This is a genomic window from Burkholderia sp. BCC1640, from assembly GCF_902833125.1.
GTDB lineage: Bacteria > Pseudomonadota > Gammaproteobacteria > Burkholderiales > Burkholderiaceae > Burkholderia > Burkholderia diffusa.
This window is the reverse complement of sequence record NZ_CADFEF010000003.1, coordinates 256,386-279,194: the sequence shown is the minus strand read 5'-3', so window position 1 is coordinate 279,194 and position 22,809 is coordinate 256,386. Positions and strand designations below refer to the sequence as shown.

Annotated in this window: 18 protein-coding genes; 17 read left to right on the top strand and 1 reads right to left on the bottom strand. The window is 62.2% G+C overall.

Annotated features, from left to right (window positions below; genetic code table 11):
• Positions 1-9: 9 nt before the first annotated feature.
• The 14 genes from rfbA (at position 10) to HWX25_RS05575 (ending at position 18,330) form a co-directional block, all read left to right on the top strand.
• Positions 10-903, top strand: a complete 894-nt coding sequence (gene rfbA / locus HWX25_RS05640) for a glucose-1-phosphate thymidylyltransferase RfbA (protein WP_175907588.1) — start codon at positions 10-12, stop codon at positions 901-903.
• Complete coding sequence (rfbC, locus tag HWX25_RS05635) at positions 888-1,439, top strand: dTDP-4-dehydrorhamnose 3,5-epimerase (protein ID WP_175907586.1); 552 nt, start codon at positions 888-890, stop codon at positions 1,437-1,439. Before rfbA ends, rfbC begins: the two co-directional genes overlap by 16 nt.
• Positions 1,432-2,334, top strand: coding sequence for a dTDP-4-dehydrorhamnose reductase (gene rfbD, locus HWX25_RS05630; RefSeq protein ID WP_175907583.1), 903 nt, complete (start codon positions 1,432-1,434; stop codon positions 2,332-2,334). Before rfbC ends, rfbD begins: the two co-directional genes overlap by 8 nt.
• Before the next feature lie 140 nt (positions 2,335-2,474).
• Positions 2,475-3,920 carry a mannose-1-phosphate guanylyltransferase/mannose-6-phosphate isomerase gene (locus HWX25_RS05625; RefSeq protein ID WP_175907665.1) on the top strand — a complete coding sequence of 482 codons (1,446 nt, stop codon included), beginning with the start codon at positions 2,475-2,477 and terminating at the stop codon, positions 3,918-3,920.
• The gene (locus HWX25_RS05620; RefSeq protein ID WP_059699368.1) at positions 3,920-4,714 is read left to right on the top strand and encodes an ABC transporter permease; all 795 of its coding nucleotides are present in this window, start codon (positions 3,920-3,922) and stop codon (positions 4,712-4,714) included. The genes HWX25_RS05625 and HWX25_RS05620 overlap by 1 nt, the downstream gene beginning before the upstream one ends.
• Positions 4,714-5,934 (top strand): ABC transporter ATP-binding protein, encoded by a 1,221-nt coding sequence (locus HWX25_RS05615; RefSeq protein ID WP_175907581.1) that lies wholly within the window; start codon positions 4,714-4,716, stop codon positions 5,932-5,934. Before HWX25_RS05620 ends, HWX25_RS05615 begins: the two co-directional genes overlap by 1 nt.
• Positions 5,931-7,325 carry a class I SAM-dependent methyltransferase gene (locus tag HWX25_RS05610; RefSeq protein ID WP_175907579.1) on the top strand — a complete coding sequence of 465 codons (1,395 nt, stop codon included), beginning with the start codon at positions 5,931-5,933 and terminating at the stop codon, positions 7,323-7,325. Before HWX25_RS05615 ends, HWX25_RS05610 begins: the two co-directional genes overlap by 4 nt.
• A gap of 31 nt (positions 7,326-7,356) precedes the next feature.
• Positions 7,357-8,856, top strand: a complete 1,500-nt coding sequence (locus HWX25_RS05605) for a bifunctional heptose 7-phosphate kinase/heptose 1-phosphate adenyltransferase (RefSeq protein WP_244138737.1) — start codon at positions 7,357-7,359, stop codon at positions 8,854-8,856.
• 390 nt (positions 8,857-9,246) lie between these two features.
• A complete protein-coding gene (locus HWX25_RS05600; protein ID WP_175907577.1) occupies positions 9,247-12,903 on the top strand; it encodes a glycosyltransferase in 3,657 nt (1,218 codons plus the stop codon).
• Between the two features lie 60 nt (positions 12,904-12,963).
• A complete protein-coding gene (gmd, locus tag HWX25_RS05595) occupies positions 12,964-13,998 on the top strand; it encodes a GDP-mannose 4,6-dehydratase (RefSeq protein WP_059530360.1) in 1,035 nt (344 codons plus the stop codon).
• Positions 13,976-14,893 carry an NAD-dependent epimerase/dehydratase family protein gene (locus HWX25_RS05590; RefSeq protein ID WP_175907575.1) on the top strand — a complete coding sequence of 306 codons (918 nt, stop codon included), beginning with the start codon at positions 13,976-13,978 and terminating at the stop codon, positions 14,891-14,893. The genes gmd and HWX25_RS05590 overlap by 23 nt, the downstream gene beginning before the upstream one ends.
• The gene (locus HWX25_RS05585; protein ID WP_175907573.1) at positions 14,890-16,041 is read left to right on the top strand and encodes a glycosyltransferase family 1 protein; all 1,152 of its coding nucleotides are present in this window, start codon (positions 14,890-14,892) and stop codon (positions 16,039-16,041) included. The genes HWX25_RS05590 and HWX25_RS05585 overlap by 4 nt, the downstream gene beginning before the upstream one ends.
• A complete protein-coding gene (locus tag HWX25_RS05580; protein WP_244138736.1) occupies positions 16,007-17,143 on the top strand; it encodes a glycosyltransferase family 1 protein in 1,137 nt (378 codons plus the stop codon). Before HWX25_RS05585 ends, HWX25_RS05580 begins: the two co-directional genes overlap by 35 nt.
• The gene (locus tag HWX25_RS05575; protein ID WP_175907571.1) at positions 17,140-18,330 is read left to right on the top strand and encodes a glycosyltransferase; all 1,191 of its coding nucleotides are present in this window, start codon (positions 17,140-17,142) and stop codon (positions 18,328-18,330) included. Before HWX25_RS05580 ends, HWX25_RS05575 begins: the two co-directional genes overlap by 4 nt.
• Before the next feature lie 79 nt (positions 18,331-18,409).
• On the opposite strand, the gene HWX25_RS05570 is transcribed toward HWX25_RS05575, so the two are convergent.
• Positions 18,410-18,661 carry a hypothetical protein gene (locus HWX25_RS05570; RefSeq protein WP_156437091.1) on the bottom strand — a complete coding sequence of 84 codons (252 nt, stop codon included), beginning with the start codon at positions 18,659-18,661 and terminating at the stop codon, positions 18,410-18,412.
• Positions 18,662-18,816: 155 nt separating this feature from the next.
• On the opposite strand from HWX25_RS05570, the gene HWX25_RS05565 reads away from it, so the two are divergent.
• Genes HWX25_RS05565 through HWX25_RS05555 form a run of 3 tightly spaced genes read left to right on the top strand, consistent with a single transcriptional unit; the run spans position 18,817 to position 22,700 of the window.
• Positions 18,817-19,782: an SDR family oxidoreductase gene (locus tag HWX25_RS05565; RefSeq protein ID WP_175907569.1), complete on the top strand. Its 966-nt coding sequence runs from the start codon at positions 18,817-18,819 to the stop codon at positions 19,780-19,782.
• A gap of 5 nt (positions 19,783-19,787) precedes the next feature.
• A complete protein-coding gene (locus tag HWX25_RS05560; RefSeq protein ID WP_175907567.1) occupies positions 19,788-20,804 on the top strand; it encodes a glycosyltransferase family 4 protein in 1,017 nt (338 codons plus the stop codon).
• A gap of 12 nt (positions 20,805-20,816) precedes the next feature.
• A complete protein-coding gene (locus HWX25_RS05555; RefSeq protein ID WP_175907565.1) occupies positions 20,817-22,700 on the top strand; it encodes a nucleoside-diphosphate sugar epimerase/dehydratase in 1,884 nt (627 codons plus the stop codon).
• The last annotated feature ends 109 nt before the right edge of the window (positions 22,701-22,809 follow it).

The window sequence follows — 22,809 nt, the reverse complement described above, 5'->3', positions numbered from 1 at the left end:
AGTCGATCGATGGCACGTAAGGGCATCATTCTCGCCGGCGGTTCCGGCACGCGTCTGTATCCGATTACGCACGTCGTATCGAAGCAGCTCCTGCCGGTGTATGACAAGCCGATGATCTATTACCCGCTATCGACGCTGATGGTCGCGGGGATTCGCGACGTCCTGATCATTTCGACGCCGCAGGACACCCCACGCTTCGAGTCGATGCTCGGCGACGGCAGTCAGTGGGGCATGAACATCGAGTATGCGGTACAGCCGTCGCCGGACGGTCTTGCGCAGGCGTTCATCATCGGTCGGGATTTCGTCGGCAACGATCCGTCGGCGCTTATCCTCGGCGATAACATCTTTTACGGGCACGATCTCGCGAAGCAACTCGAGCGCGCATATGCGGCAGAGGCAGGGGCTACGGTGTTTGCCTATCACGTGCACGATCCCGAACGTTATGGCGTCGTCGAATTCGATGCGTCGTTCCGTGCATTGTCCATCGAGGAGAAGCCTGTGAAGCCGCGTTCGAACTATGCGGTCACGGGGCTGTATTTCTACGACAACCGCGTGTGCGACATCGCGGCCGACATCAAGCCGTCGGCGCGAGGCGAACTGGAAATCACCGACATCAATTCGCAATATCTCGCGGATGGTGCGCTGAATGTCGAGATCATGGGACGCGGCTATGCATGGCTCGATACGGGAACCCACGATTCGCTGATCGAAGCGGCGAGCTTCATCGCGACGCTGCAGAAGCGGCAGGGACTGGTCGTGGCGTGCCCAGAAGAGATTGCGTACCGCAGGCACTGGATCGACGCGGAGCAGGTGCTGAAGCTGGCACAGCCGCTGTCGAAGAACGCCTACGGGCAGTACCTCCGGAACCTTCTCACGAATCAGGTCGCATGGCTATCCAAGTAACGGCAACGGCGCTACCCGAAGTCAAGGTCATCGAACCGAAGGTATTCGGCGACGCGCGCGGTTATTTCTACGAAAGCTTCAATGCGCGCGAGTTTGCCGAGCAGGTGGGGCTGGGCATTGTGTTCGTGCAGGACAATCACTCGCGTTCGTCGAAGGGCGTGCTGCGTGGACTGCACTATCAGGTCCGGCATGCACAGGGCAAGCTTGTGCGCGTGGTGGAAGGCGAGGTGTTCGATGTTGCGGTCGACATCCGCAAGCGCTCGCCGAATTTCGGCAAATGGGTCGGCCTTGTGCTGTCGGCCGAAAACCACCGGCAGCTGTGGATTCCGCCCGGCTTTGCGCATGGTTTCGTCGTCCTGTCCGATGCCGCGCAGTTTCTGTACAAGACGACCGACTACTGGTTCCCCGAACATGAGCGATGCATCGTTTGGGACGACCCGGAAATCGGGATCGAGTGGCCGATCGATGCGGCACCGATACTGGCGCCGAAGGATGCGGCCGGCAAGCGTCTGAGCGAGGCCGAAGTCTATGCGTGAGGGCGGCGTGCATCCTGAATCGACGATCCTCGTGACCGGCGTGAACGGCCAGGTCGGATTTGAATTGCTGCGGGCGCTGCAGGGGCTCGGGCGTGTGGTCCCGTGCGACAGATCAATGCTGGACCTGACCGATCTGGATCGTGTGCGTGCGTTTGTCCGAGAGGTGAAACCATCGCTGATCGTGAACCCGGCCGCCTATACGGCGGTGGACAAGGCCGAGACCGACGTTGACGCCGCGCGGCGATTGAATGCAGACGTGCCGCGCGTCTTCGCCGAGGAGATGGCGCGTACCGGCGGCGCGTTGATTCATTATTCGACCGATTACGTGTTCGATGGCACGAAGCCGGTCGCGTATACGGAAACCGACGCGACGAACCCCGTAAACGCTTACGGCGCGACGAAGCTTGAAGGCGAGCAGGCGATCGCGGCAACGGGGTGCGCGCATCTCGTGCTACGGACGAGTTGGGTATATGGTCGCCGCGGCAAGAACTTCCTGCTGACGATGCTGAAGCTCGGCCGCGAGCGGCCGGAACTGCGGGTCGTCGCGGATCAGATCGGCGCGCCGACCTGGGCGCGGACGATCGCCGTGGCTACCTCGCACATCGTCGCGCAGCAAATCGTCGCGGAGGATGTCGCCGCGTGGTGGGCGGCGCGTTCCGGCATCTATCACCTGACTTCGTCCGGCGAGACGTCGTGGCACGGCTTCGCGCAAGCCATTTTGGGCACGGCGATGGGCGAACTCGCGCCGAAGGTATTGCCGATTTCCGCGAGCGAGTATCCGGTTCCGGCGAAGCGGCCCGCGAACTCGCGAATGGCGCTGGAAAAGCTGGCGCAGACGTTCGGCGTGAGGATGCCGGCATGGGACGACGCGCTGCGGCTCTGCCTGGGCGAGTAGGGTGCGTCGGCTATAATTCTGTCCCAACTAAGTTGGCCTAAACGGCTGATATTTTTTGCTGACGGACCGTTGAATCAGACGGCGAAAGGCAGTGAAAGCCTTCCTTTCGCGGTTGGAAAACCAAATCTGGAGTGAAAGTGATATTGATCCCCGTCATCCTGTCTGGTGGCGCAGGCACGCGACTTTGGCCGGTCTCCCGTGAAGGACACCCCAAACCGTTCATGAAGCTTGCGGACGGCGAGAGCCTGCTCTCGAAAACCTATCGCCGGGCGGCAGCCGTGGTCGGCAATGAGGCGGGGGCGCAGCGCCGGGAAATTCTCACGGTCACCAATCGCGACTACTACTTCATGAGCAAGGACGAGTTCGCGGGCGTGAAGCTCGGCGAATCCGTGTCCGGTGCATTCATGCTCGAACCCGCGGGCCGCAACACGGCACCTGCTGTTGCAATGGCTGCCCATCACGTCGCGGAAAAGTACGGGCGCGATGCGCTGATGCTGATTCTCGCGGCCGATCATCTGGTTCAGGATCAACAGGGTTTTTCCGCGGCGGTTGCGAACGCCGTCGAACTGGCGAACCAGGACAAGCTGGTGACGTTCGGCATCGTGCCGACGCGTCCGGACACCGGCTTCGGTTACATCGAGGCAGGGGAGACGATCGGCGCGGGTCGGGCCGCCCTGCGCTTCGTCGAAAAGCCGGATGCCGACAAGGCGGCCGAATATCTTGCTGCGGGCAACTATCTGTGGAATTCCGGGATGTTCTGCTTCAAGGCAGGCGTCATTCTGGAAGAAATGGCTCGCCATGCCCCGGACGTCGCCAAGGCAGCCGAGGCATGCTGGTCGTTGCTGAAGGAGAGCAACGCGTCGGCGCAGATGCTCGAGATTCCTTCGGAGTCTTTCGCGAAAATGCCCGATATCTCGATCGACTACGCGGTAATGGAGCGTTCGACGAACGTGACGGTCGTGCCGTCCAGTTTCGGGTGGAGCGATATTGGCTCGTGGGGTGCGGTCCGCGACCTGGTTTCGCCTGACGCGGACAGTAACCGTGCGATCGGCGACGCGATCTTCATCGACAGCCGGAATACCTATGTGCAGAGCCAGGACCGTGTGGTCGCGGCCGTGGGTGTGGCTGACCTGATGATCATCGATACGCCGGATGCGCTGCTGGTCGCGCATCCCGATTGCGCGCAGGACGTGAAGCAGGTCGTGGCTCGCCTCAAGAAGCAGAATCACGAAGCATACAAGTTGCATCGCACCGTGAGTCGCCCGTGGGGGACTTACACCGTGCTGGAAGAAGGGCCTCGCTTCAAGATCAAGCGCATCGAGGTCAAGCCGGGCGCCAGCCTGAGTCTGCAGATGCATCATCATCGCAGCGAGCACTGGATCGTCGTGTCCGGCATGGCCAAGGTCGTGAACGGGGATCGGGAAATCTTCGTGCGTACCAATGAGTCGACTTACATTCCGGCAGGCCACAAGCATCGGCTCGAGAACCCGGGTGTGCTGGATCTCGTGATGATCGAGGTGCAAAGCGGCGAGTATCTCGGGGAAGACGACATCGTTCGTTTCCAGGACGTTTACGGGCGGGCGTGATGCTAGGGATGTTGAAAGTCCTCTGGGACTATCGCGGTTTCATTCTGGGTAGCGTCAAGCGGGAGTTCCAGTCCAAATACCGCAATTCCCTGCTCGGCGCGGCGTGGACCGTGCTCAATCCGCTTGCGATGATCGTCGTCTATACGGTGATCTTTTCGCGAGTCATGCACGCCCGTTTGCCTGGGGTCGACAGCACATTTGCGTACAGCATCCACTTGTGTGCCGGTGTGTTGCCTTGGGGAATGTTCGTTGAAATCGTCAGCAACGGCCAGAACACTTTCGTCAACAACGCGAACCTGCTCAAGAAGCTGAGTTTTCCGCGACTGTGTCTGCCGATCATTGTCGTGATCAATGCGCTGGTCAATTTCGCGATCGTGTTCGGGCTGTTTACGGTGTTCCTGGTGATTACGGGCAATTTCCCTGGTCTGGCCTATTTCGCCGTCATTCCCGTGCTGACACTGATGACGTTGTTCGCCATCGGACTGGGCATCACGCTCGGGGTGTTGAACGTGTTCTTTCGCGACGTGGGGCAGTTCTTCGGGATCGTGCTGAATTTCTGGTTCTGGCTGACGCCGGTGGTGTACGCAGCCAACATTTTGTCCAAGTCCGCACAAGAGGCTTTGCGCTTCAATCCGATGGCGCCCGTGATCGAAGCCTTCCAGGTGATGATGGTGCAACACGTATGGCCGGACTGGTCGATGCTGCTGTATCCGCTCGTATTGAGCATCGGGCTGTGTCTCGCCGGCTTCAGTTTGTTCCGCAAACATGCGGGTGAAATGGTGGATGAACTCTGATGGGCACCATTACCGTTACCAATCTTGGCAAGGCGTACAAGCAGTATCCGACGCGGTGGTCGCGTCTTCTCGAGTGGCTGGATCCGCGTCGCAAGCCTCATCACACGCTGCACTGGGTGCAGCGTGACGTCAGTTTCTCGGTTCGCTCCGGCGAGGCGCTGGGTATTGTCGGCATCAACGGTGCCGGCAAAAGCACGCTGTTGAAAATGATCGTCGGCACCACGCAGCCGACCGTCGGCAGCGTGACGCGGACTGGCCAGATCGCCGCATTGCTCGAACTGGGAATGGGCTTCCATCCCGACTTCACCGGGCGCCAGAACGTGATGATGGCGGGGCAACTGCTCGGTTACAGCGTCGAGGAGATTGTCGCGTTGATGCCGGCAATCGAGGCGTTCGCCGAAATCGGCGAATACATCGACCAGCCGGTGCGCGTGTATTCGAGCGGGATGCAGGTGCGTCTCGCGTTCAGTGTCGCGACGGCCCGCCGTCCGGACATCCTGATCGTCGACGAGGCGCTCTCGGTCGGTGACGCCTATTTTCAGCACAAGAGTTTCGATCGCATCCGGGAGTTTCGGAAGCAGGGCACGACGTTGCTTATCGTCGCGCACGACAAGGCCGCGATTCAGGCCATCTGCGATCGCGCAATACTGCTGAATGCCGGGCGGCTGGAGATGGAAGGCACGCCCGAGGCGGTCATGGATTACTACAACGCGATGTTGGCGGACCACCAGGACCAGGACGTTCGTCAGGAAGTGCTCGAGAGCGGCAAGGTCCAGACGATTTCAGGTACGGGCGAAGTCACGATCGACAAGGTCACGCTGCTGAATCGAGACGGCAGGCCGATCGATGTCGCTCAGGTCGGACAGCCGGTGACGTTGCGGATATCCGCCGAATGTCGCGCGTCCGTGCAGGATCTGGTCATGGGCTTCATGATCAAGGACAGGCTGGGGCAGACGGTCTTCGGTACCAACACGCACAATCTCAAGTCCGACATCGGCGATGTAGCTGCGGGCGCGAATGCGACGGTCGATTTTGAGTTCCCCGCGAATATCGGCCCGGGCAGTTATTCGGTTGCCGTGGCGTTGCATACGGGCAGTACGCACATGCAGAACAATTTCGAGTGGAGGGATCACGCCCTCACATTCAATATGGTGAACGGCAACGTGAGCGAATTCGTCGGACTGACTTGGATGCCGACGCAGGCGAGGGTGGTGTCGTGAGTGACAATTTCTACCGGGCCTTTGAAGAGCGCTATTACGCGCCCCGGGACCTCATCAAAAGCATTCGCAGACAATATCTGCCGTTCGTCGAGCCGCTGGCATCGATTTATCCGGGCGGCTGCACATTCGATCTCGGCTGTGGTCGCGGCGAGTGGCTGGAACTGATGTCCGAACAAGGTTTGACGCCTTTCGGCGTGGACCTGGACGCCGGCATGCTGCAAGCCTGCGAAGAGCGTGGCCTGCCCGCGACGCAGGGCGATGCGGTGGCCTATCTGAAGACGCTGGAATCAGACAGCCAGGTCGTCGTGTCGGCTTTCCACGTTGTCGAGCACATTACGTTCGAGCAGTTGCAGACTGTCGTGTCGGAGGCGTTGCGGGTGTTGCGGCCTGGCGGATTGCTGATCCTCGAGACGCCGAATCCGGAAAATATCGCTGTCGCGACCAACAACTTCCATCTCGATCCGACGCATCAGAAGCCGATTCCGTCGCTGTTGTTGTCTTTCGTTGTCGAGCATGGTGGATTCGAAACGGTGAAGACGCTCCGGTTGCAGGAGTCGCCGGCGTTGCGTAATCCTGATCATGCGGTGTCTCTGCTGGACGTGATACGGGGTGCGAGTCCCGACTACGCCGTCGTCGCTCAGAAGACTGCCGATCCGGAAACCAGGTCGAAGTTCGCACAGGTGTTCGCTGCCGAGTATGGTTTGTCGCTGGAGCAACTGGCGGATCGTTACGATGTACAAACCGAATCCGTGCGGATGCGGATGGAAAAGGCCGAGGCGGGCGTCGAGCGGTTGGACGAACTGGCTCGTGTGATCAGCGGGCAACTGCATCTGACCCAGGAGCGGCTTCAGTCCGTCGAAGCAGATCTTGATGCAGGGCAACGGCAGGTTATCGAAGACCGGCTCAAGCTTGCAGAGGAGCGGTGTCGGCATGCGGAGGAGTTGCGCCAGCATGCGGAGAACCAGCTTGGCGCCGTGGAGGCGCGGGCGCAACAAGCCGAAGCTCAGGCCCGGCATGCAAATGAAGTATTGCATGCCGTGCTGCACAGCACGTCCTGGCGCGTGTCGAAGCCGGTGCGCATGGTCGGCGTGCCGCTGCGCAGGCTGACGTCTGCAATCCGCGAAGGCAGGTTGATGTCAGGGGTCAAGACGCGAATCAAGGGCGTACTCAGAGTCGGAGCGGCTGAACTCGCAAAGCGTCCGGCATTGAAGCGTGCGGCCCTTCGGTTGGTGAGAATGAGTCCGGCCCTGGACCGTCGATTGCGCGCGGTCGTGACACAGTCGGCGAGCGTTGCGGCCAGCTCTCCTCTGTCTCAACGAGCGTTGCCGGAGTCGGTCCGTGAAGTGCTCGACGAGCTCCGGGCTGCCGCGCGCGCGTCCGAATCCCGGTGACGATGCTCGTAATCGAATAGATGGAACTGCCGTGCACGCGAAGAACGGCGTGCCGGCAACAATGCTAAGTGCTGCTTTGGAAAGAATATCCCCCATGCATAAACCCCAGCCCGCTAACGCGATCAGACCTCGAATCCTGGTGGTTGGCGACATCATGCTTGACCGCTACGTCATTGGTGGCGTCTCTCGCATTTCTCCTGAGGCACCGGTTCCGGTTCTGGCTGTCGGTCGCGAAGAGAATCGGCCAGGCGGTGCTGCGAACGTTGCGGCCAACGTCAGTGCCATGGGAGGGGACGCAACATTGCTGGCGGTGGTCGGCCACGACAGCGCGTCAATCGAGCTTCAGAAGTGCTTGCAGGGGTACGGCGTACGGACGATGTTCGTGTCCGACCCAGAGGGCGGCACGACGCAAAAGACCCGCTTGATGGCGGGTGCGCAACAGATCGCGCGCGTCGATCGCGACGTGCGGCCGACGGTGCGGACTCAGGCGCTACTGCTCGAAGAGTTCAGGCGAGTCGCGTCGGATCATGATCTGGTCGTGTTTTCCGACTATGCGAAGGGTACGCTGGACCACCTGCCGGAATTTCTCGCGGTGGCAGCGGCTTTGAATGTTCCGACGCTGGTCGATCCGAAGCGGACCGATCCTGCGTTCTATCGTGGCGCAACGTTGCTCAAACCAAACAATTCCGAGTTCATCGGACTGTTCGGCGACTACGCATCCGAGGATGAACTGCTGGAGCGGGCACATCACGCATTGAATGAGCTGGGCTTGCGGCATCTCGTCGTGACCCGCGGCGCGAAGGGCATGGTCTACGTGAGCACGGACGGCCATCAGGGCAGTATCCCCACGCACGCACGTGATGTCTTCGATGTATCGGGAGCCGGGGATACCGTACTCTCGGCACTGGCACTGGCGCTGGCCCGCGGTACTCCGGTATCCGAGGCGGTGCATGTCGCCAATGTGGCAGCAGGCATCGCGGTCTCCCATTCCGGCACTTACGTGGTCTCGGCGGATGAGGTTCGCGATCAACTGTATCCGTCGCGCCAGCGTGCCCTCAAGCTGGTGGATGAGGACACCCTCTGCAAGCTGCTGCAGGCGCATCGGCAACGAGGGGAAGTCGTCGTGTTCACCAACGGCTGCTTCGACACCCTGCACCCTGGCCATATCCGCTTCCTCAACGAAGCGCGTGCGCAGGGCGACATTCTGGTCGTGGGGCTCAATTCCGATGCTTCGGTACGCGCATTGAACGGTTCCGGGGATTCAGTCCATTCCTTTGGCGATCGCGCCGAAGTGCTGGCCGGCTTGGCAGCAGTGGATTATGTGGTGGGGTTCGATGCGCCGACGCCGTTGAAACTGATTGAATCGCTTGAACCCGACGTTCTCGTGAAGGGCGGCGATTACCAAGTGCATGACATCGTGGGTAATGACGTCGTAAGTGCCCGGGGTGGGCGCGTGGCCGCACTCGCATTCCATGATGGCTATCCGACCACGCGCGTCGCTCCGAAGCTCAGCGCGGTGCGTGATCAATGACCGTGCTTGCCGTGGATATGGAGTGGAGCCCGCGCGGGTTGTGCGAAGCCGGCATGTCGCGACGTGCAGTCCAGGGCTATGACTTCGGTCTGTGCCTGTTTCACCGGTGGCCCGGTTATTCAGTTCGTCCGCAGTACGAACTGCTTCGTCACCTGACGGTGCAATGCGGACGGCTCGACGTGATGAGCCGCACGCGTCGAAGAGGCTGGTTGGAGGGCAGTTCAGTGATTGAGCGAAGCTGGAGCAAGGTTCAGCGCCGCTGTTACCACTCGACGTTGCCCTTTGGATGCGTCTCTTCCGTCAGTGCGCCCCGACGCGCTGTTGCGCCGGATCGTTCCGGGGTCACGACGGCCTCGTGGGCGTCGGTAGGTCAAGTAAAGTAGGACAACCATGCGAATCGTTATTGACATGCAGGGAGCGCAAACCGAGAGCCGCTTCCGTGGCATCGGACGCTATTCCCTTTCCCTGGCGCTTGCCATTGCCCGCAATGCGGGACACCACGAAATCTACCTGGCCCTCAGCGGACTGTTCCCCGAGACCATCGGGCCGATTCGTCAGGCGTTTCGAGGGTTGGTGCCGCAGGAGCGAATTCGCGTCTGGCAGGCGCCGGGGCCGATGCGCTGGGTCGACCCGCAAAATGCGTTGCGTCGTGCCGTCGCCGAACGGGTGCGCGAGGCGTTTCTGGAAACGCTCGATCCCGATATCGTGCTGGTTACCAGTCTGTTCGAGGGATTGGGGGACGATGCGGTCATCAGCATCGGGGCATTGGGCGACCCGCTGCCGACCGCGGTCATACTTTACGACCTGATTCCGCTGATTAACCCGGATGAGCAATACCGGACGAACCCCATTTATCGTGACTACTACGCAGACCGCATTGAAAACCTGAAGCGGGCGCGGCATCTCCTTGCGATTTCGGAGAGTGCCCGGCAGGAGGCGTTGGGTGCGTTGCCTTTTTCGCCCGAGAAAGTGACCAACGTGTCGGGCGCCTGCGACGAGATGTTTACCCGTGTCGTGCCCGATGCAGACCTGTTGGCGACCCTGAAGCAGCGCCTGGGGGTAACCAGGCCTTTCATCATGTACACGGGGGGAGCCGATGCGCGCAAGAACCTCCCGCGGCTGATCGAGGCGTTCGCCGCCTTGCCCGATACGTCGCGCAACCACCATCAGTTGCTGTTTGTCGGTCGAATGCCGCAGTCGGAAGTGAGTGCGCTTCGTGCACATGCACAACGCGTCGGTCTCCGTGCCGACGAGTTGTTGTTCAGCGACTACATCTCCGATGGAGAACTGCTGGCGTTGTTCAGCACATGCCGCCTGTTTGTCTTCCCTTCCCTGCACGAAGGATTCGGCTTGCCGCCGCTGGAAGCGATGGCATGCGGCGCCGTGGTGATCGCTGCCGATGCAGCCAGCCTTCCTGAGGTCATGGGTAGCCCCGAGGCGCTCTTCGATCCGCAGTCGGTCCCGGCCATCAGCGGCAAGATGCATCAAGCCCTGACCGACGACGGCCTGCGCGCGCGGTTGCTGGAGAACGCCAGAACTCAGGCGCATGCATTCTCGTGGGATCGCAGCGCCAAGCTCGTGTTGCGGGCCATCGCTCCCTTCGAGCGGCCCCGTGAGTCACGGACGGCGCGAGCCGTGACCTTTGAGCGCACCACCCTGTTCGAGCCGAAGATCAAGAAAATCCTGCTGCTCAAACTGGATCACATGGGTGATCTGCTGCTGGCAGTGCCGGCTATCTCGCGTCTGCGCGCACGATATCCGAATGCCAGCATCGATGTCGTGGTGGGTAGCTGGAATCAGGCGTTGGCTCAAACCCTGCCGTTCTTCGACCGGGTGCTGACGCTCGACTACTTCAAGCGCAAATCGTCGTTGCAGGCAGAGCTGTCCGATGGTTCGTTGGTCGAATTCGTGAAGCAGCTGGGTTTCTACGACCTGGCTATCGATTTGAGGCGACAGCCCGATACACGGTTCGTCCTGGCACAAGTCGAGGCGGGGCTCAAGGTCGGCTACGGCAGCCTCAATCCAGCCATCGATACCAAGCTCGACATCGCGCTGCCCACGTATCAGGACCTGCCGTTCGTGGAAACGCCGCTGAATCGCATTTCGATCAGCGAGCAGATGCTGGCTTTGGTCGACGCACTTCCGGCTCATCCGTCCGACTACGTGATCTTGCCTCCGCTTGCGACCCCTTTGCAACAGCATACTCGTGCGGTTGCGCTGTTTCCCTATGCCGGTGGCGATGCGAAGGAATGGCAGGTTGAGCGATTCCACGAACTGGCACGCCGGCTGGCCGCGGATGCCACGGTGGAACACGTCAGCGTTTTCTTTGCCAGCGACAAGGAAGCCCGGCGTTTCAGCTTTGACGGCCTTGAAAAGGTGGTGATTCATGCGGGACTCAGCATCCCCGAACTGATGCAGCATCTCGCCGGTCACCAGTTGTGCGTCGCCAACAATTCCGGCGGCGCGCACATGGCGGCCTATCTGGGCGTGACGGCGCTTGGGGTCTATGGCGGCCTGGAAACCGCGCACGAATGGGCACCGGTATTCGGCAACAGCTATGTCTTGCATAATGAGGCCGCATGCTCGCCCTGCCACATTCCTGCGCGACGCGATTGTCCGCACAACTTCTTCTGTCTCGACGACATCACGGTGGACGAGGTGTATGCCCGCTGCCGGGAACTGCTTGCCCAGAACGGCGCGACGCCTCCGGCGACACAATCGCGTCCGAGCATCAAGTCGACGCGCAAGAAGCTGTTCCAGGCAATCGCACCTCTGGTGCGTCAATGCAGCGAAGATGAACTGAGTCAAGTTGCGCAGGGCATCGCGTTCAGCTTGCCCACGCGAACGCGCCGTGCGCTGTTCGTCGACGTATCGGAGCTGGTCAGCCATGACGCACGGACCGGAATTCAACGGGTCGTACGGAGTATTCTGAGCGAACTGCTCAAGGACCCACCGAAGGATTTCGAGGTGTGGCCTGTCTACGCGACGCATGACCGAACGGGTTACTTTTACGCGAAACGCTTGCGGTCGCGCTTCATGGGACAGGGTGACCCTGGCACGGTGCAGGAAGATCCCATCGATTTCCAGGCGGGCGACATCTTTTTGGGGCTGGATCTAAACCCGTACGGTACCGGCGTTCAGGAAGCGTTTCTCGATGAAATGTCGCGTCAGGGCGTTCGCATCCAGTTTGTGGTGTACGACCTGTTGTGCGTGCAGATGCCCAGCTACTTCGCGCCCGGGAGCGAGAAACTGTTCGGGGAATGGCTGAATACGATTTCCCGTTATGACGGTGTCGTGTGCGGCTCCCGGACAGTGGCGGATGAATTCAAACAGTGGCTGCGGGAGCATCAGCCTCAGCGCCAGGGCGCGCTTGAGGTGGGCTGGTTCCATTACGGCGCGGATGTGCAGAATTCTCACCCGAGCACCGGCATGCCGAGCGACGCGCCCCGTATACTCGAGGCACTGCGCGCGGCTCCCAGTTTTTTGATGGTGGGGACGGTCGAGCCGCGTAAAGGGCATGCCCAGGCATTGGCGGCTTTCGAGCAGCTCTGGCAGGAAGGTACGGCGGTCAATCTCGTGATCGTCGGCAAAGCCGGGTGGCTGGTCGAAAAGCTGGTTGCACGTCTGCGAGCGCATCCCGAGCTCGGAAAACGACTATTCTGGCTGGAGAGCATCAGCGATGAATACCTGGAGCAGGTCTATGGCGCATGTTGCTGTTTGCTCGCGGCTTCGGAGGGAGAAGGCTTCGGGTTGCCGCTGATCGAGGCGGGTCGCAAGCATCTGCCCATATTGGCTCGAGATTTGCCGGTGTTCCGCGAGGTAGCGCAGGACCATGCGCATTACTTCCATGGCACCAGTGGCGAAGCATTGGCGCAAGCCGTGGCGCACTGGCTCACGCTGTATCGGCAAGGCGCACAACCGAAGTCCGAGGGGATGCCCACGCTGACGTGGCAAGCTTCAGTCCAGCAATTGCTGGACAGCGTATTACCGACGCGCCAGGTCATCAAACCCATTATCCGCATGGAAGTTTCGGCGGAGACCGAGTGAGATTGCCGTCAATCATCCGATAAAGATTTTGCAAGAGAACTTAAGATGAATTCTCAAACTATGAAAGTTTCCATCATTACCGGCATCACTGGCCAAGACGGTGCCTATCTCGCCCAGCTCCTGCTCGAGAAGGGCTATCAGGTATATGGCACCTATCGCCGCACCAGCTCGGTGAACTTCTGGCGTATCGAAGAGCTTGGCATCGCCAAGCACCCGAACCTGCATCTCATCGAATACGACCTGACGGACCTGTCGGCGAGCATTCGCCTGCTGCAGACGACCGGCGCCACGGAGGTCTACAACCTCGCCGCGCAAAGTTTTGTCGGCGTGTCCTTCGACCAGCCGGTCACCACGGCGGAAATTACCGGCATCGGCCCGCTGAACCTGCTCGAGGCGATCCGCATCGTCAATCCGAAGATCCGCTTCTACCAGGCGAGCACGTCCGAAATGTTCGGCAAGGTGCAGGCAATTCCCCAGATCGAATCGACGCCGTTCTATCCGCGCAGCCCGTATGGCGTTGCCAAGCTGTATGCGCACTGGATTACGGTGAACTACCGCGAAAGCTACGATATCTTCGGCTGCAGCGGGATCCTGTTCAATCACGAATCCCCGCTGCGCGGCCGCGAATTCGTCACGCGCAAGATCACGGACTCCGTCGCGAAGATCAAGCTGGGTCAGCTCGACGTGCTCGAACTGGGCAACATGGACGCGAAGCGCGATTGGGGTTTCGCGAAGGAATACGTGGAAGGGATGTGGCGCATGCTGCAGGTCGATGAGCCGGACACGTACGTGCTCGCCACGAATCGCACGGAAACCGTCCGCGATTTCGTCCGCATGGCGTTCAAGGCGACCGGCGTCGACCTCGAGTTCAAGGGCAGCGACGTGGATGAAGTCGGTGTCGACGTCGCGACCGGCAAGACGGTGGTGCGCGTCAATCCGAAGTTCCATCGCCCGGCCGAAGTCGATCTGCTGATCGGCAACCCGGAGAAGGCGAAGCAGAAACTGGGCTGGGAGCCGACGACGACGCTCGAGCAGCTGTGCGCAATGATGGTCGAAGCGGATTTGCGTCGCAATGAACTCGGCTTCTCGTTCTGACGCGCCGCGGGCCCTGGTGACAGGGCTCGGCGGCTTTACCGGCGACTTTCTGGCGCAGTCGTTGCGGGCGGCCGGCTATCGCGTGTTCGGTACGACGCACGGTTCCGAAGTGACGGGGCCCGATATGTATCGAGTGGACCTGTGCGACCGCGCGGCGCTCGCACCGGTCGTCGCCGATGTCCGGCCGGACGTGGTCGCGCATCTTGCCGCGATTGCGTTCGTCGCGCACGGTGACGCCGATGCGATATATCGCACCAACGTGGTCGGCACGCGCAACCTGCTCGACGCGCTCGCGAATCTGGATAGTTGTCCGAAGGCGGTTCTGCTGGCAAGCAGTGCCAACATCTACGGCAACGCAGCGGTTGAAGTCATCGACGAGTCGGTCGAGCCCAACCCGGCGAACGACTACGCGGTGAGCAAGCTGGCGATGGAGTACATGGCGCGCCTGTGGTGCGACAAGCTGCCGATCGTTGTCGCGCGCCCGTTCAACTATACGGGCGTCGGTCAGTCGTCGCAGTTCCTGCTGCCGAAGATCGTCAGTCATTTCCAGCGTGGCGAACGCGTGATCGAACTCGGCAATATCGACGTCGAGCGCGATTTTTCCGACGTGCGTCGCGTCGTGGATGCCTATCGGCGCCTGCTGCAACTCGCACCGGCCGGCGGGGTATTCAACGTGTGCTCCGGCCGTGCGGTGTCGCTGAAGGCCGTGATCGCGATGATGGAGCAGATTGCCGGTTACACGATCGAAGTACGCGTCAATCCGGCATTCGTGCGCGCGAACGAAGTGCGCCGGTTGCAGGGCGACGGTACGCGGCTGCAGGCGGCCGTTGGTCCGCTCGAGGACATTCCGTTGGAAAGTACGCTGCGCTGGATGTTTGGCGGAGGGCGTGGGTGAAGGTCGGTTTCGGCACGACGGCCCTCGCGCGAAGCCGCGCGCACGGCGGCGTCGACGGCATTGGTTCGTATACGCGTGAATTGGGACAGGCGCTGATCGCGCGCGGCGGGATCGGCCTCGTTCCGGCCGGTTTTGGCGCGACCGTTGGCGACGACGTATTTCCGGGCGCCAGGCCGCCGGTGAATCTCGGTCGGCATGAAGTCGCGACGGTGCTGGGCGCCGTGACGCCGTGGACCTCCATCGACGAGAAGGCGCTGCGCGCGGAACGCGTGGACGTGTTTCATGCGACGGATCACCTGATTCCGAAGCTGTCCTCGACGCCGGTCATCGCGACGTTGATGGACGCGATTCCGCTGTCGCATCCGGAGTGGACGACGATCCGGTTGGCGGCGCTGCGTCGTTGGCTGCTGCGTCGGTCGGGTGCATGGGCCGACCACGTGATCACGATCTCCGACTACTCCAAGCAGGAAATCGTCGAGCATTTCGGCATCGCGTCGGAGCGGATTTCGGTGGTGCCGCTGGGTGTCCACCCTCGATTCTTCGAACGGATCGATCAGGCCGAGCGTGAGGCGGTATTGACGCGTCTCGGCTTGCCGGCGCAATTCTTCCTCTGCGTCGGAACCCTGCAGCCGCGGAAGAATCTCGAGCGCGTGGTTGACGCCCATGCGAGCTTGCCGGCCGGCTTGCGCCGCGATATCCCGCTGGTGATCGTCGGCCGGGCAGGGTGGGGCTGCGAGCAACTCGTTGCGCGCTTGCGCGCGGACGAGAGCGGTTGCGTTCGCTGGCTCGAGTATCTGCCTGACCATGACGTGCGCGCGCTGCTTCAGTCGGCAACTGCGCTTGTGTTCGCGTCACTGTGCGAGGGTTTTGGACTGCCCGTCGTGGAAGCTTTTGCGTCGGGGCTGCCGGTCGTGGCTTCCAGCACGACGTCCGTTCCGGAAGTCGCGGGCGACGCGGCTATCCTGGTCGATCCTTTCCGTACCGGCGATATTGCCGACGGCATGAGAATGATCGTCGAGCAGCCCGGCCGGGCCGACATGCTTCGCGCGGCCGGGCTGGCCCGGGCGCGAGCGCTGAACTGGCCGGCCTGCGCGGAGAAGACGCAGGCCGTCTATGAAGCCGTCCTGGGCGGAACACGTCGTCAATGAATCAATTCGCTTCGAGGAGCACCGCGTGAAGTTGGGGGTGGACATCACCTGGATGGTGGGCAACTACCGCGGCATGGGGCGCTTCGCCCGTCAACTGGTGGCGCCGATCGGCGAGTCGGTGCTGGGCTTCGCGCCAAGCGGAGTGAGCACCGACGACTGGCCGTGCGTCAGCGAAGGGCGTGGTTTCTTCCCGTGGTGGGAGCAGGTCGAGTTGCCGCGATTGTGCCGCGAGCACAAGCCGGACTATCTGCTGTGTCCATACAACACCGGGCCGCTGCGCGCCACGGGCAACACGCCGCTGATAGCAGTCATCTACGATCTGATCTACATGCAGCCGTGGAGCGTGCTGCCGCCGGCGCGGTCGCTATATCAGACCGCCGGGCGCGTGTACCGTCGGCATGTGGTGCCGCGGCTGGCGCGCCGGGCCGACATCGTGCTGACCATCTCGCGTTTTACGCAGCGGGAGTTGGTCGAGACGCTCGGGCTGAACGAGGCGGACGTACGCATCATCCCTTGCATGATTTCGGACGACTGGTTCGATGCGCCGGTGAGTGCGGCGGCGCGCCGGCCGTATATTTTCACGGTCGCGGGCGAGGTGCCGAGCAAGAACGTCGAGCGCCTCCTGCAGGCGTTCGCGGTCGCGCGCCCGGCGCTCGGCGATGACGCCACGCTGAGGATCGCCGGGATCAAGTCTGAACATCACGCGCATTTTCTCGGCAGGGCTGCGGCGCTCGGGCTTGCGGGTTCGGTCGAGTTGCTCGGCTACATTTCGCGGGACGAACTGCGCGAGCAGTACCGGCACGCGCGCGCGTTCATCTTTGCTTCGCTATTCGAAGGGTTTGGCATTCCGCTGCTGGAGGCGATGGCGTCGGGTACCCCCGTTGCGTGCAGCAATACGACCTCGATGCCCGAGGTGGTCGGCGACTGTGGTCTGCAGTTCGATCCTTTTTCGGTGGACGACATGGCGGAGCAGATTCGCAGGGTATGGACCGACGGCGCACGCTTCGACGTCGCGATTGGTGACGGTGTGGCCCGCGCACGGTCCTTCTCGGAGTCTGCCGTGCGTCCGTTGATTCAGGACTTCTGGGCGCATCTGCCATGAACCAGGACAAGAAGAAGCTGCTGGTGCTGACGCCGCGGTTTCCGTATCCGGTGATCGGCGGCGACAAGCTGCGGATCTACCATCTTTGCCGTGTGCTGTCCCGTCATTACTCGCTGACGCTGCTGAGCATGTGCGAGACCGACGAGGAGATGCACGCCGCGTTGCCGGACGATGGCGTATTCGACCGGGTCGAACGGGTCTATCTGTCCCGCCGGCGATCGTACCTGAATACACTGCTTGCATTGCCCACGCGCACGCCGCTACAGGTCGCGTACTACCGGAGCCGCGCGTTTGCTGCGGCGGTGGCGCGATTGCTGCCGTCACACGACGGTGCCTTCGTGCATCTCGTGCGTTGTGCCGAGTATGTGCGCAAGTCGGACAAGCCGCGCATCCTGGAAATGACCGATGCGATTTCGCTCAACTACAGCCGGGTGAAGCAGCTGAAGAACGCGCGCGGACTGAAGTCGCGCGTGTTCGGTATCGAGGCGAAGCGCTTGCTCGACTACGAGCGCACGATCGTCGACGATTTCGATCTGTCGGTGCTGGTGTCCCGGACCGATCGCGATTACCTGTTTCCGGGTGAGTCGGGCAAGAAGGTGATGGTGTGCTCGAACGGTGTGGACCTGTCGAGCCTGCCGTACTCGCCGCGCAGAATGGCGAGCAGGATCCTGATTTTCATCGGCGACATGCGCACGGTCCAGAACCAGGATATGTGCCACTATTTCGCGGAGGCCGTGCTGCCGTTGCTGCGCGAGCATGCCGACTATCGCTTCCGGATCGTCGGATCCATCGCGCCCGCGCTGGCAGAACGATTTCGCGCGTATGACGGCGTCGACGTGACCGGCCGGGTCGAGTCGGTTGCGCAGGCCGCATCCGACGGCGCGATCGGCGTCTGCCCGATGCGCATCGGCGCAGGTGTGCAGAACAAGATTCTCGAATACATGGCGCTTGGGCTGCCTGTGGTCACCACATCGCTGGGCCACGAGGGTTTGGGTGCGGAACGCGGCCGCGATCTGCTGATCGCGGATACGCCGGAGGAATTCGTCGATCGCATCGAGCAACTGGTTGCCGACGAGTCCGCTGCGATCGAGATGACGGCGCGAGCGCGAGCCTTCGTCGAGCACGAGCACGGGTGGGAGCGGATGCTCGCGCCGCTCGTCGACAAGGTCGGTACGCTGCTGGCCTGAGCGGCGGCGTCTCCAGCACTCGTAGACTCCGTGGTCGCGGGTGCGGGGCGCGCGGCTTGGTTGCTGCCGATCGGTAAGGTTACAATGTCCGCGCATCGATGCGGCACCATCGGCACGCGTGGCCAATGACCTTCGGTCGGGCTTGCGCGTTGGCGACGCCGCCGTCGTGCAACCCGACGAGCCGCGCCGCGTCACGCGGCGCTTTCATCCGCTTCGGAACCCGAACATCATCTTGTCTTTCCATCTGGTTGCATCTGGCCGCGCACGTCTTGATGCGCTGCCGAATGCTTGTCGCGCGGCGCCGATTGAAAACAGTGCCGGCGATCGACATGCTTTCCGCTTTCGAGATCCCGACGTGTTCGTGTTTGCCTCCCTTTCCGTTCTCGAGTTCCGGTCCAGTGTGCGTCGGCCCGCGCTGTCCGTCGGCGCGGCAGGCGAGCTCACCCCGCCTCGCCAAGTCGTCAGCCGACAAAGCCGGAGGGTGCGATGACCCATCTCGTCGTCACCGGCGCGAACGGCTTCGTCGGTCGAGCGCTTTGCCGCCGCGCGTTGCAGGCCGGTTATACCGTTACCGCACTGGTGCGGCGACCGGGCGGCTGCATCGACGGCGTGCGTGAATGGGTGCACGGCGTCGCCGATTTCGATCGCCTGGATGAGGCGTGGCCGGCCGATCTTGCTGCCGATTGCGTGATTCATCTTGCTGCCCGTGTGCACGTGATGCGCGACGAGTCGCCCGATCCCGACGCTGCGTTCGATGCTACCAATGTCGTCGGAACCATGCGTCTCGCCGAGGCGGCGCGCAATCACGGCGTACGCCGCATCGTGTTCGCGAGCAGCATCAAGGCGGCCGGCGAAGGCGATGACGGTGTGCCGCTTTCGGAAGTATCCGAACCCGATCCGCAGGATGCATACGGTCGCTCGAAGCTGCGTGCGGAGCGACAGCTCGCGCAGTTCGGCGCGTCGGCGGGGCTCGACGTCGTCGTCGTTCGTCCTCCGCTCGTGTATGGCCCGGCGGTCCGCGCCAATTTCCTGAGGATGATGGATGCGGTCGCGCGAGGAATACCGTTGCCGCTCGGTGCCGTCTCGGCGCGCCGCAGCATCGTCTACGTCGAAAACCTCGCGGATGCGCTGCTGCATTGTGCAATCGACCCCCGTGCGGCAGGCGAATGCTTTCATGTCGCCGACGACGAAGCGCCGTCGGTCGCGGGTCTGCTGCGTCTCGTAGGCGACACGCTGGGCAAGCCGGCACGGCTGATCGCGGTGCCGCCGATGCTGCTGCGTATGATCGGGACGTTGACGGGCCGCCGTGCGGTCGTCGACCGCCTGACCGGTAGCCTGCAGCTTGACACTGGCCGGATCACGCGCGTGCTCGGCTGGCATCCGCCCTATACCACCCGCCAGGGCCTCGAAGCGACCGCCGCATGGTATCGTTCGCGCGATACACAACAATAGTCGACATGCATCTCCCAATTTCCACATGGCCTTCCGCGGTCGTGGTGGCGCTGGCCGCCGCCATTGCATCGACGGCCATCCTGCGCATGCTGCTGGCGACCGGCCTAGCCTGGCGCCTCGCTACCGATATTCCGAACGATCGTTCGCTGCATACGCTGCCGACGCCGCGCGTCGGCGGGTGGGGTATCGTCCCGGTCTGCATTGTCGCGCTGCTAGCGCTTGCGCCGGCGTTGTGGCTGATTGCCGCCGCCGCCGCGGGGCTGGCCGCGATATCGCAGATCGATGACCGGCGCGGGTTGCCGGCCCGTGTGCGGTTCTCCGCTCACCTCGCGGCAGTGGTTGCGCTGATCGTCGTCTATCCGGCCGATGCGCCATGGTGGCTGCTCGTCGGTGTCGGCTTCGTGATGGTCTGGCTGACGAACCTGTACAACTTCATGGACGGTGCCGACGGCCTCGCGGGCGGCATGGCGCTATTCGGCTTCGGTGCTTATGCGATCGCGGCACTGACCGCTGCGAGTCCGTTGCCCGATCTCGCCATGGCCGGCGCGGCCGTGGCCGGTGCGGCGTTTGGCTTCCTGTTGCTCAACTTTCATCCGGCCCGCCTGTTTCTCGGCGACGCTGGCTCGATTCCGCTGGGATTCATGGCGGGTGCGGTCGGCTACTGGGGATGGCGCGCCGATGCCTGGCCGATCTGGTTTCCTGCGCTTGTGTTCGCGCCCTTTATTGCTGACGCATCTGTAACACTTTTGCGACGTTTGTTACGCGGCGAAAAGTTCTGGCAAGCGCACCGGGAGCACTATTATCAAAAGATGGTCCGCTCGGGGGTAGGTCACCGACGGACCGCGCTTTATTGGTACCTCATCATGCTCGGCGGCATTCTCGTCGCCGTATGGGCAAAGGGCCGCCCTGAACAGCAGCAATGGCTGTCGTTTTTCGCATGGTATGGCGTTCTCGCATGTATCGGATTGGTGATCGACGTGCGCTGGCGCCGGTTTCAGTCGACCACCGAAAACAACTCTTGAGGTTTCCTGCCGATGTTGCGATCCAAAGCATCGTGGCTGTCGCTGAGTGCTTTCCTGTTCGACCTGACGGCGGTTGTCGCGTCGTGGTTGTTCGCTTATCTCGTTCGTTTTAACGGTAGCGTTCCGTCCGATTTCCTGAGCGGCGCGATGACCGCGCTCGCCTGGACGCTGCCGGTCTACGCGCTGATGTTCCATGTGTTCGGGCTTTACCGCGGGCTGTGGGTGTTCGCAAGTCTCCCCGACCTGATGCGAATCTCCAAGGCCGTTGCCGGCGGCGGCGTGATCGTGATGATCGGGGCCGTGATGTTCCAGCCGTCGCCGATCATCCCGCGTTCGGTGCTGCTCGTATCGCCGCTGATGCTGTTCCTGTTGATGGGCGGCGCCCGTGCGCTCTACCGGGCGACCAAGGAGTTCTATCTGTACGGTGGCCTGGTCGGACAGGGCAAGCCCGTGCTCGTTCTCGGTGCCGGCACGGCGGGCGCGAGCCTCGCGCGCGAATTGTCGCGCTCGGGCGAGTGGCGCCTCGTCGGCCTGCTCGACGACGACGTCACGAAGCATGGGCGCGAGATCTACGGCTACAAGGTGCTCGGCTCGTTCAATGACCTGAAGCACTGGACCGACGCGATGAAGGTCGAATACGCGATCATCGCGATTCCGTCTGCGTCCGTCGAAACGCAGCGCCGCGTGGCGACGCTATGCGTGCGCGCCGGCGTGAAGGCGATGGTGCTGCCGTCGCTGACCGCATTGATGCCGGGGCAGGGGTTCCTGTCGCAGGTGCGCAATATCGACCTCGAGGACTTGCTCGGCCGAGATGCCGTGACGATCGACACGCCGCACGTCGAAGCGCTGTTGCGTGGCCGCGTCGTGATGGTGACGGGCGCGGGCGGTTCGATCGGCTCCGAGCTGTGCCGGCAAATCCTCCGTTTTGCGCCGGCACAGCTCGTCGCATTCGATTTGTCCGAATACGCGATGTACCGGCTCGCCGAGGAGTTGCGGGAGCGCTTCCCCGACCAGCCCGTCCTGCCGATCATCGGCGACGCGAAGGATTCGCTGCTGCTCGACCAGGTGATGTCGCGTTATGCGCCGCACATCGTGTTCCATGCGGCAGCATACAAGCACGTGCCGCTGATGGAGGAGCACAATGCGTGGCAGGCGCTGCGCAACAACGTGCTCGGCACGTATCGTGTCGCGCGCGCGGCGATTCGCCACGGCGTCCGTCATTTCGTGCTGATTTCGACCGACAAGGCCGTCAATCCGACCAACGTCATGGGAGCGAGCAAGCGTCTTGCCGAGATGGCGTGCCAGGCTCTGCAGCAGACAAGCGGCGGTACGCAGTTCGAGACCGTGCGGTTCGGCAACGTTCTTGGCAGTGCCGGCAGCGTGATTCCGAAGTTCCAGCAGCAGATCGCGAAGGGCGGGCCGGTGACGGTCACGCACCCGGAGATCACACGCTTCTTCATGACGATTCCGGAGGCGTCGCAACTCGTGCTGCAGGCGTCGAGCATGGGCCATGGCGGCGAGATCTTCATTCTCGACATGGGCGAGCCGGTCAAGATCGTCGATCTCGCTCGCGACCTGATTCGTCTCTACGGCTTCTCGGAGGGGCAGATCCGGATCGAGTTCACGGGGTTGCGGCCCGGCGAAAAGCTGTACGAGGAACTGCTCGCGGACGATGAGACGACGACCCGCACGCCGCACCCCAAGCTGCGGATCGCACGTGCGCGCGAAGTGCCGGATCACTTGCTCGACGAATTACTGCCGTGGCTGATGCAGAATCGCGTGCTGAGCGACGATGAAGTCCGGCGCGATCTGCGACGTTGGGTGCCGGAATACCAGTCGACGGCTGCGCCTGTGCTGCAGAGTGTGCCGGACGCGCGGGCGGTGTCGAACGAGTGAGCATCAGTGCCGCGTGCGTGTGTCGGACACGCCGAGAAAAAAGAGCGCCCTTGAGGCGCTTTTTTTATTTGCCGGGGAATGAAACGCGTTCCATAATTTCGCGTGAAGA

Excerpts from the sequence above, each read along its gene's own strand:
- HWX25_RS05570 (WP_156437091.1), bottom strand. The coding sequence starts at position 18,661 with ATGTCGATCGCCGGCACTGTTTTCAATCGGCGCCGCGCGACAAGCATT.
- rfbC (WP_175907586.1), top strand. The coding sequence starts at position 888 with ATGGCTATCCAAGTAACGGCAACGGCGCTACCCGAAGTCAAGGTCATC.
- HWX25_RS05580 (WP_244138736.1), top strand. The coding sequence starts at position 16,007 with ATGAAGCCGTCCTGGGCGGAACACGTCGTCAATGAATCAATTCGCTTC.
- HWX25_RS05620 (WP_059699368.1), top strand. The coding sequence starts at position 3,920 with ATGCTAGGGATGTTGAAAGTCCTCTGGGACTATCGCGGTTTCATTCTG.
- HWX25_RS05615 (WP_175907581.1), top strand. The coding sequence starts at position 4,714 with ATGGGCACCATTACCGTTACCAATCTTGGCAAGGCGTACAAGCAGTAT.
- HWX25_RS05560 (WP_175907567.1), top strand. The coding sequence starts at position 19,788 with ATGCATCTCCCAATTTCCACATGGCCTTCCGCGGTCGTGGTGGCGCTG.
- HWX25_RS05555 (WP_175907565.1), top strand. The coding sequence starts at position 20,817 with ATGTTGCGATCCAAAGCATCGTGGCTGTCGCTGAGTGCTTTCCTGTTC.
- HWX25_RS05565 (WP_175907569.1), top strand. The coding sequence starts at position 18,817 with ATGACCCATCTCGTCGTCACCGGCGCGAACGGCTTCGTCGGTCGAGCG.
- HWX25_RS05600 (WP_175907577.1), top strand. The coding sequence starts at position 9,247 with ATGCGAATCGTTATTGACATGCAGGGAGCGCAAACCGAGAGCCGCTTC.
- HWX25_RS05590 (WP_175907575.1), top strand. The coding sequence starts at position 13,976 with ATGAACTCGGCTTCTCGTTCTGACGCGCCGCGGGCCCTGGTGACAGGG.
- rfbD (WP_175907583.1), top strand. The coding sequence starts at position 1,432 with ATGCGTGAGGGCGGCGTGCATCCTGAATCGACGATCCTCGTGACCGGC.
- gmd (WP_059530360.1), top strand. The coding sequence starts at position 12,964 with ATGAAAGTTTCCATCATTACCGGCATCACTGGCCAAGACGGTGCCTAT.
- rfbA (WP_175907588.1), top strand. The coding sequence starts at position 10 with ATGGCACGTAAGGGCATCATTCTCGCCGGCGGTTCCGGCACGCGTCTG.
- HWX25_RS05575 (WP_175907571.1), top strand. The coding sequence starts at position 17,140 with ATGAACCAGGACAAGAAGAAGCTGCTGGTGCTGACGCCGCGGTTTCCG.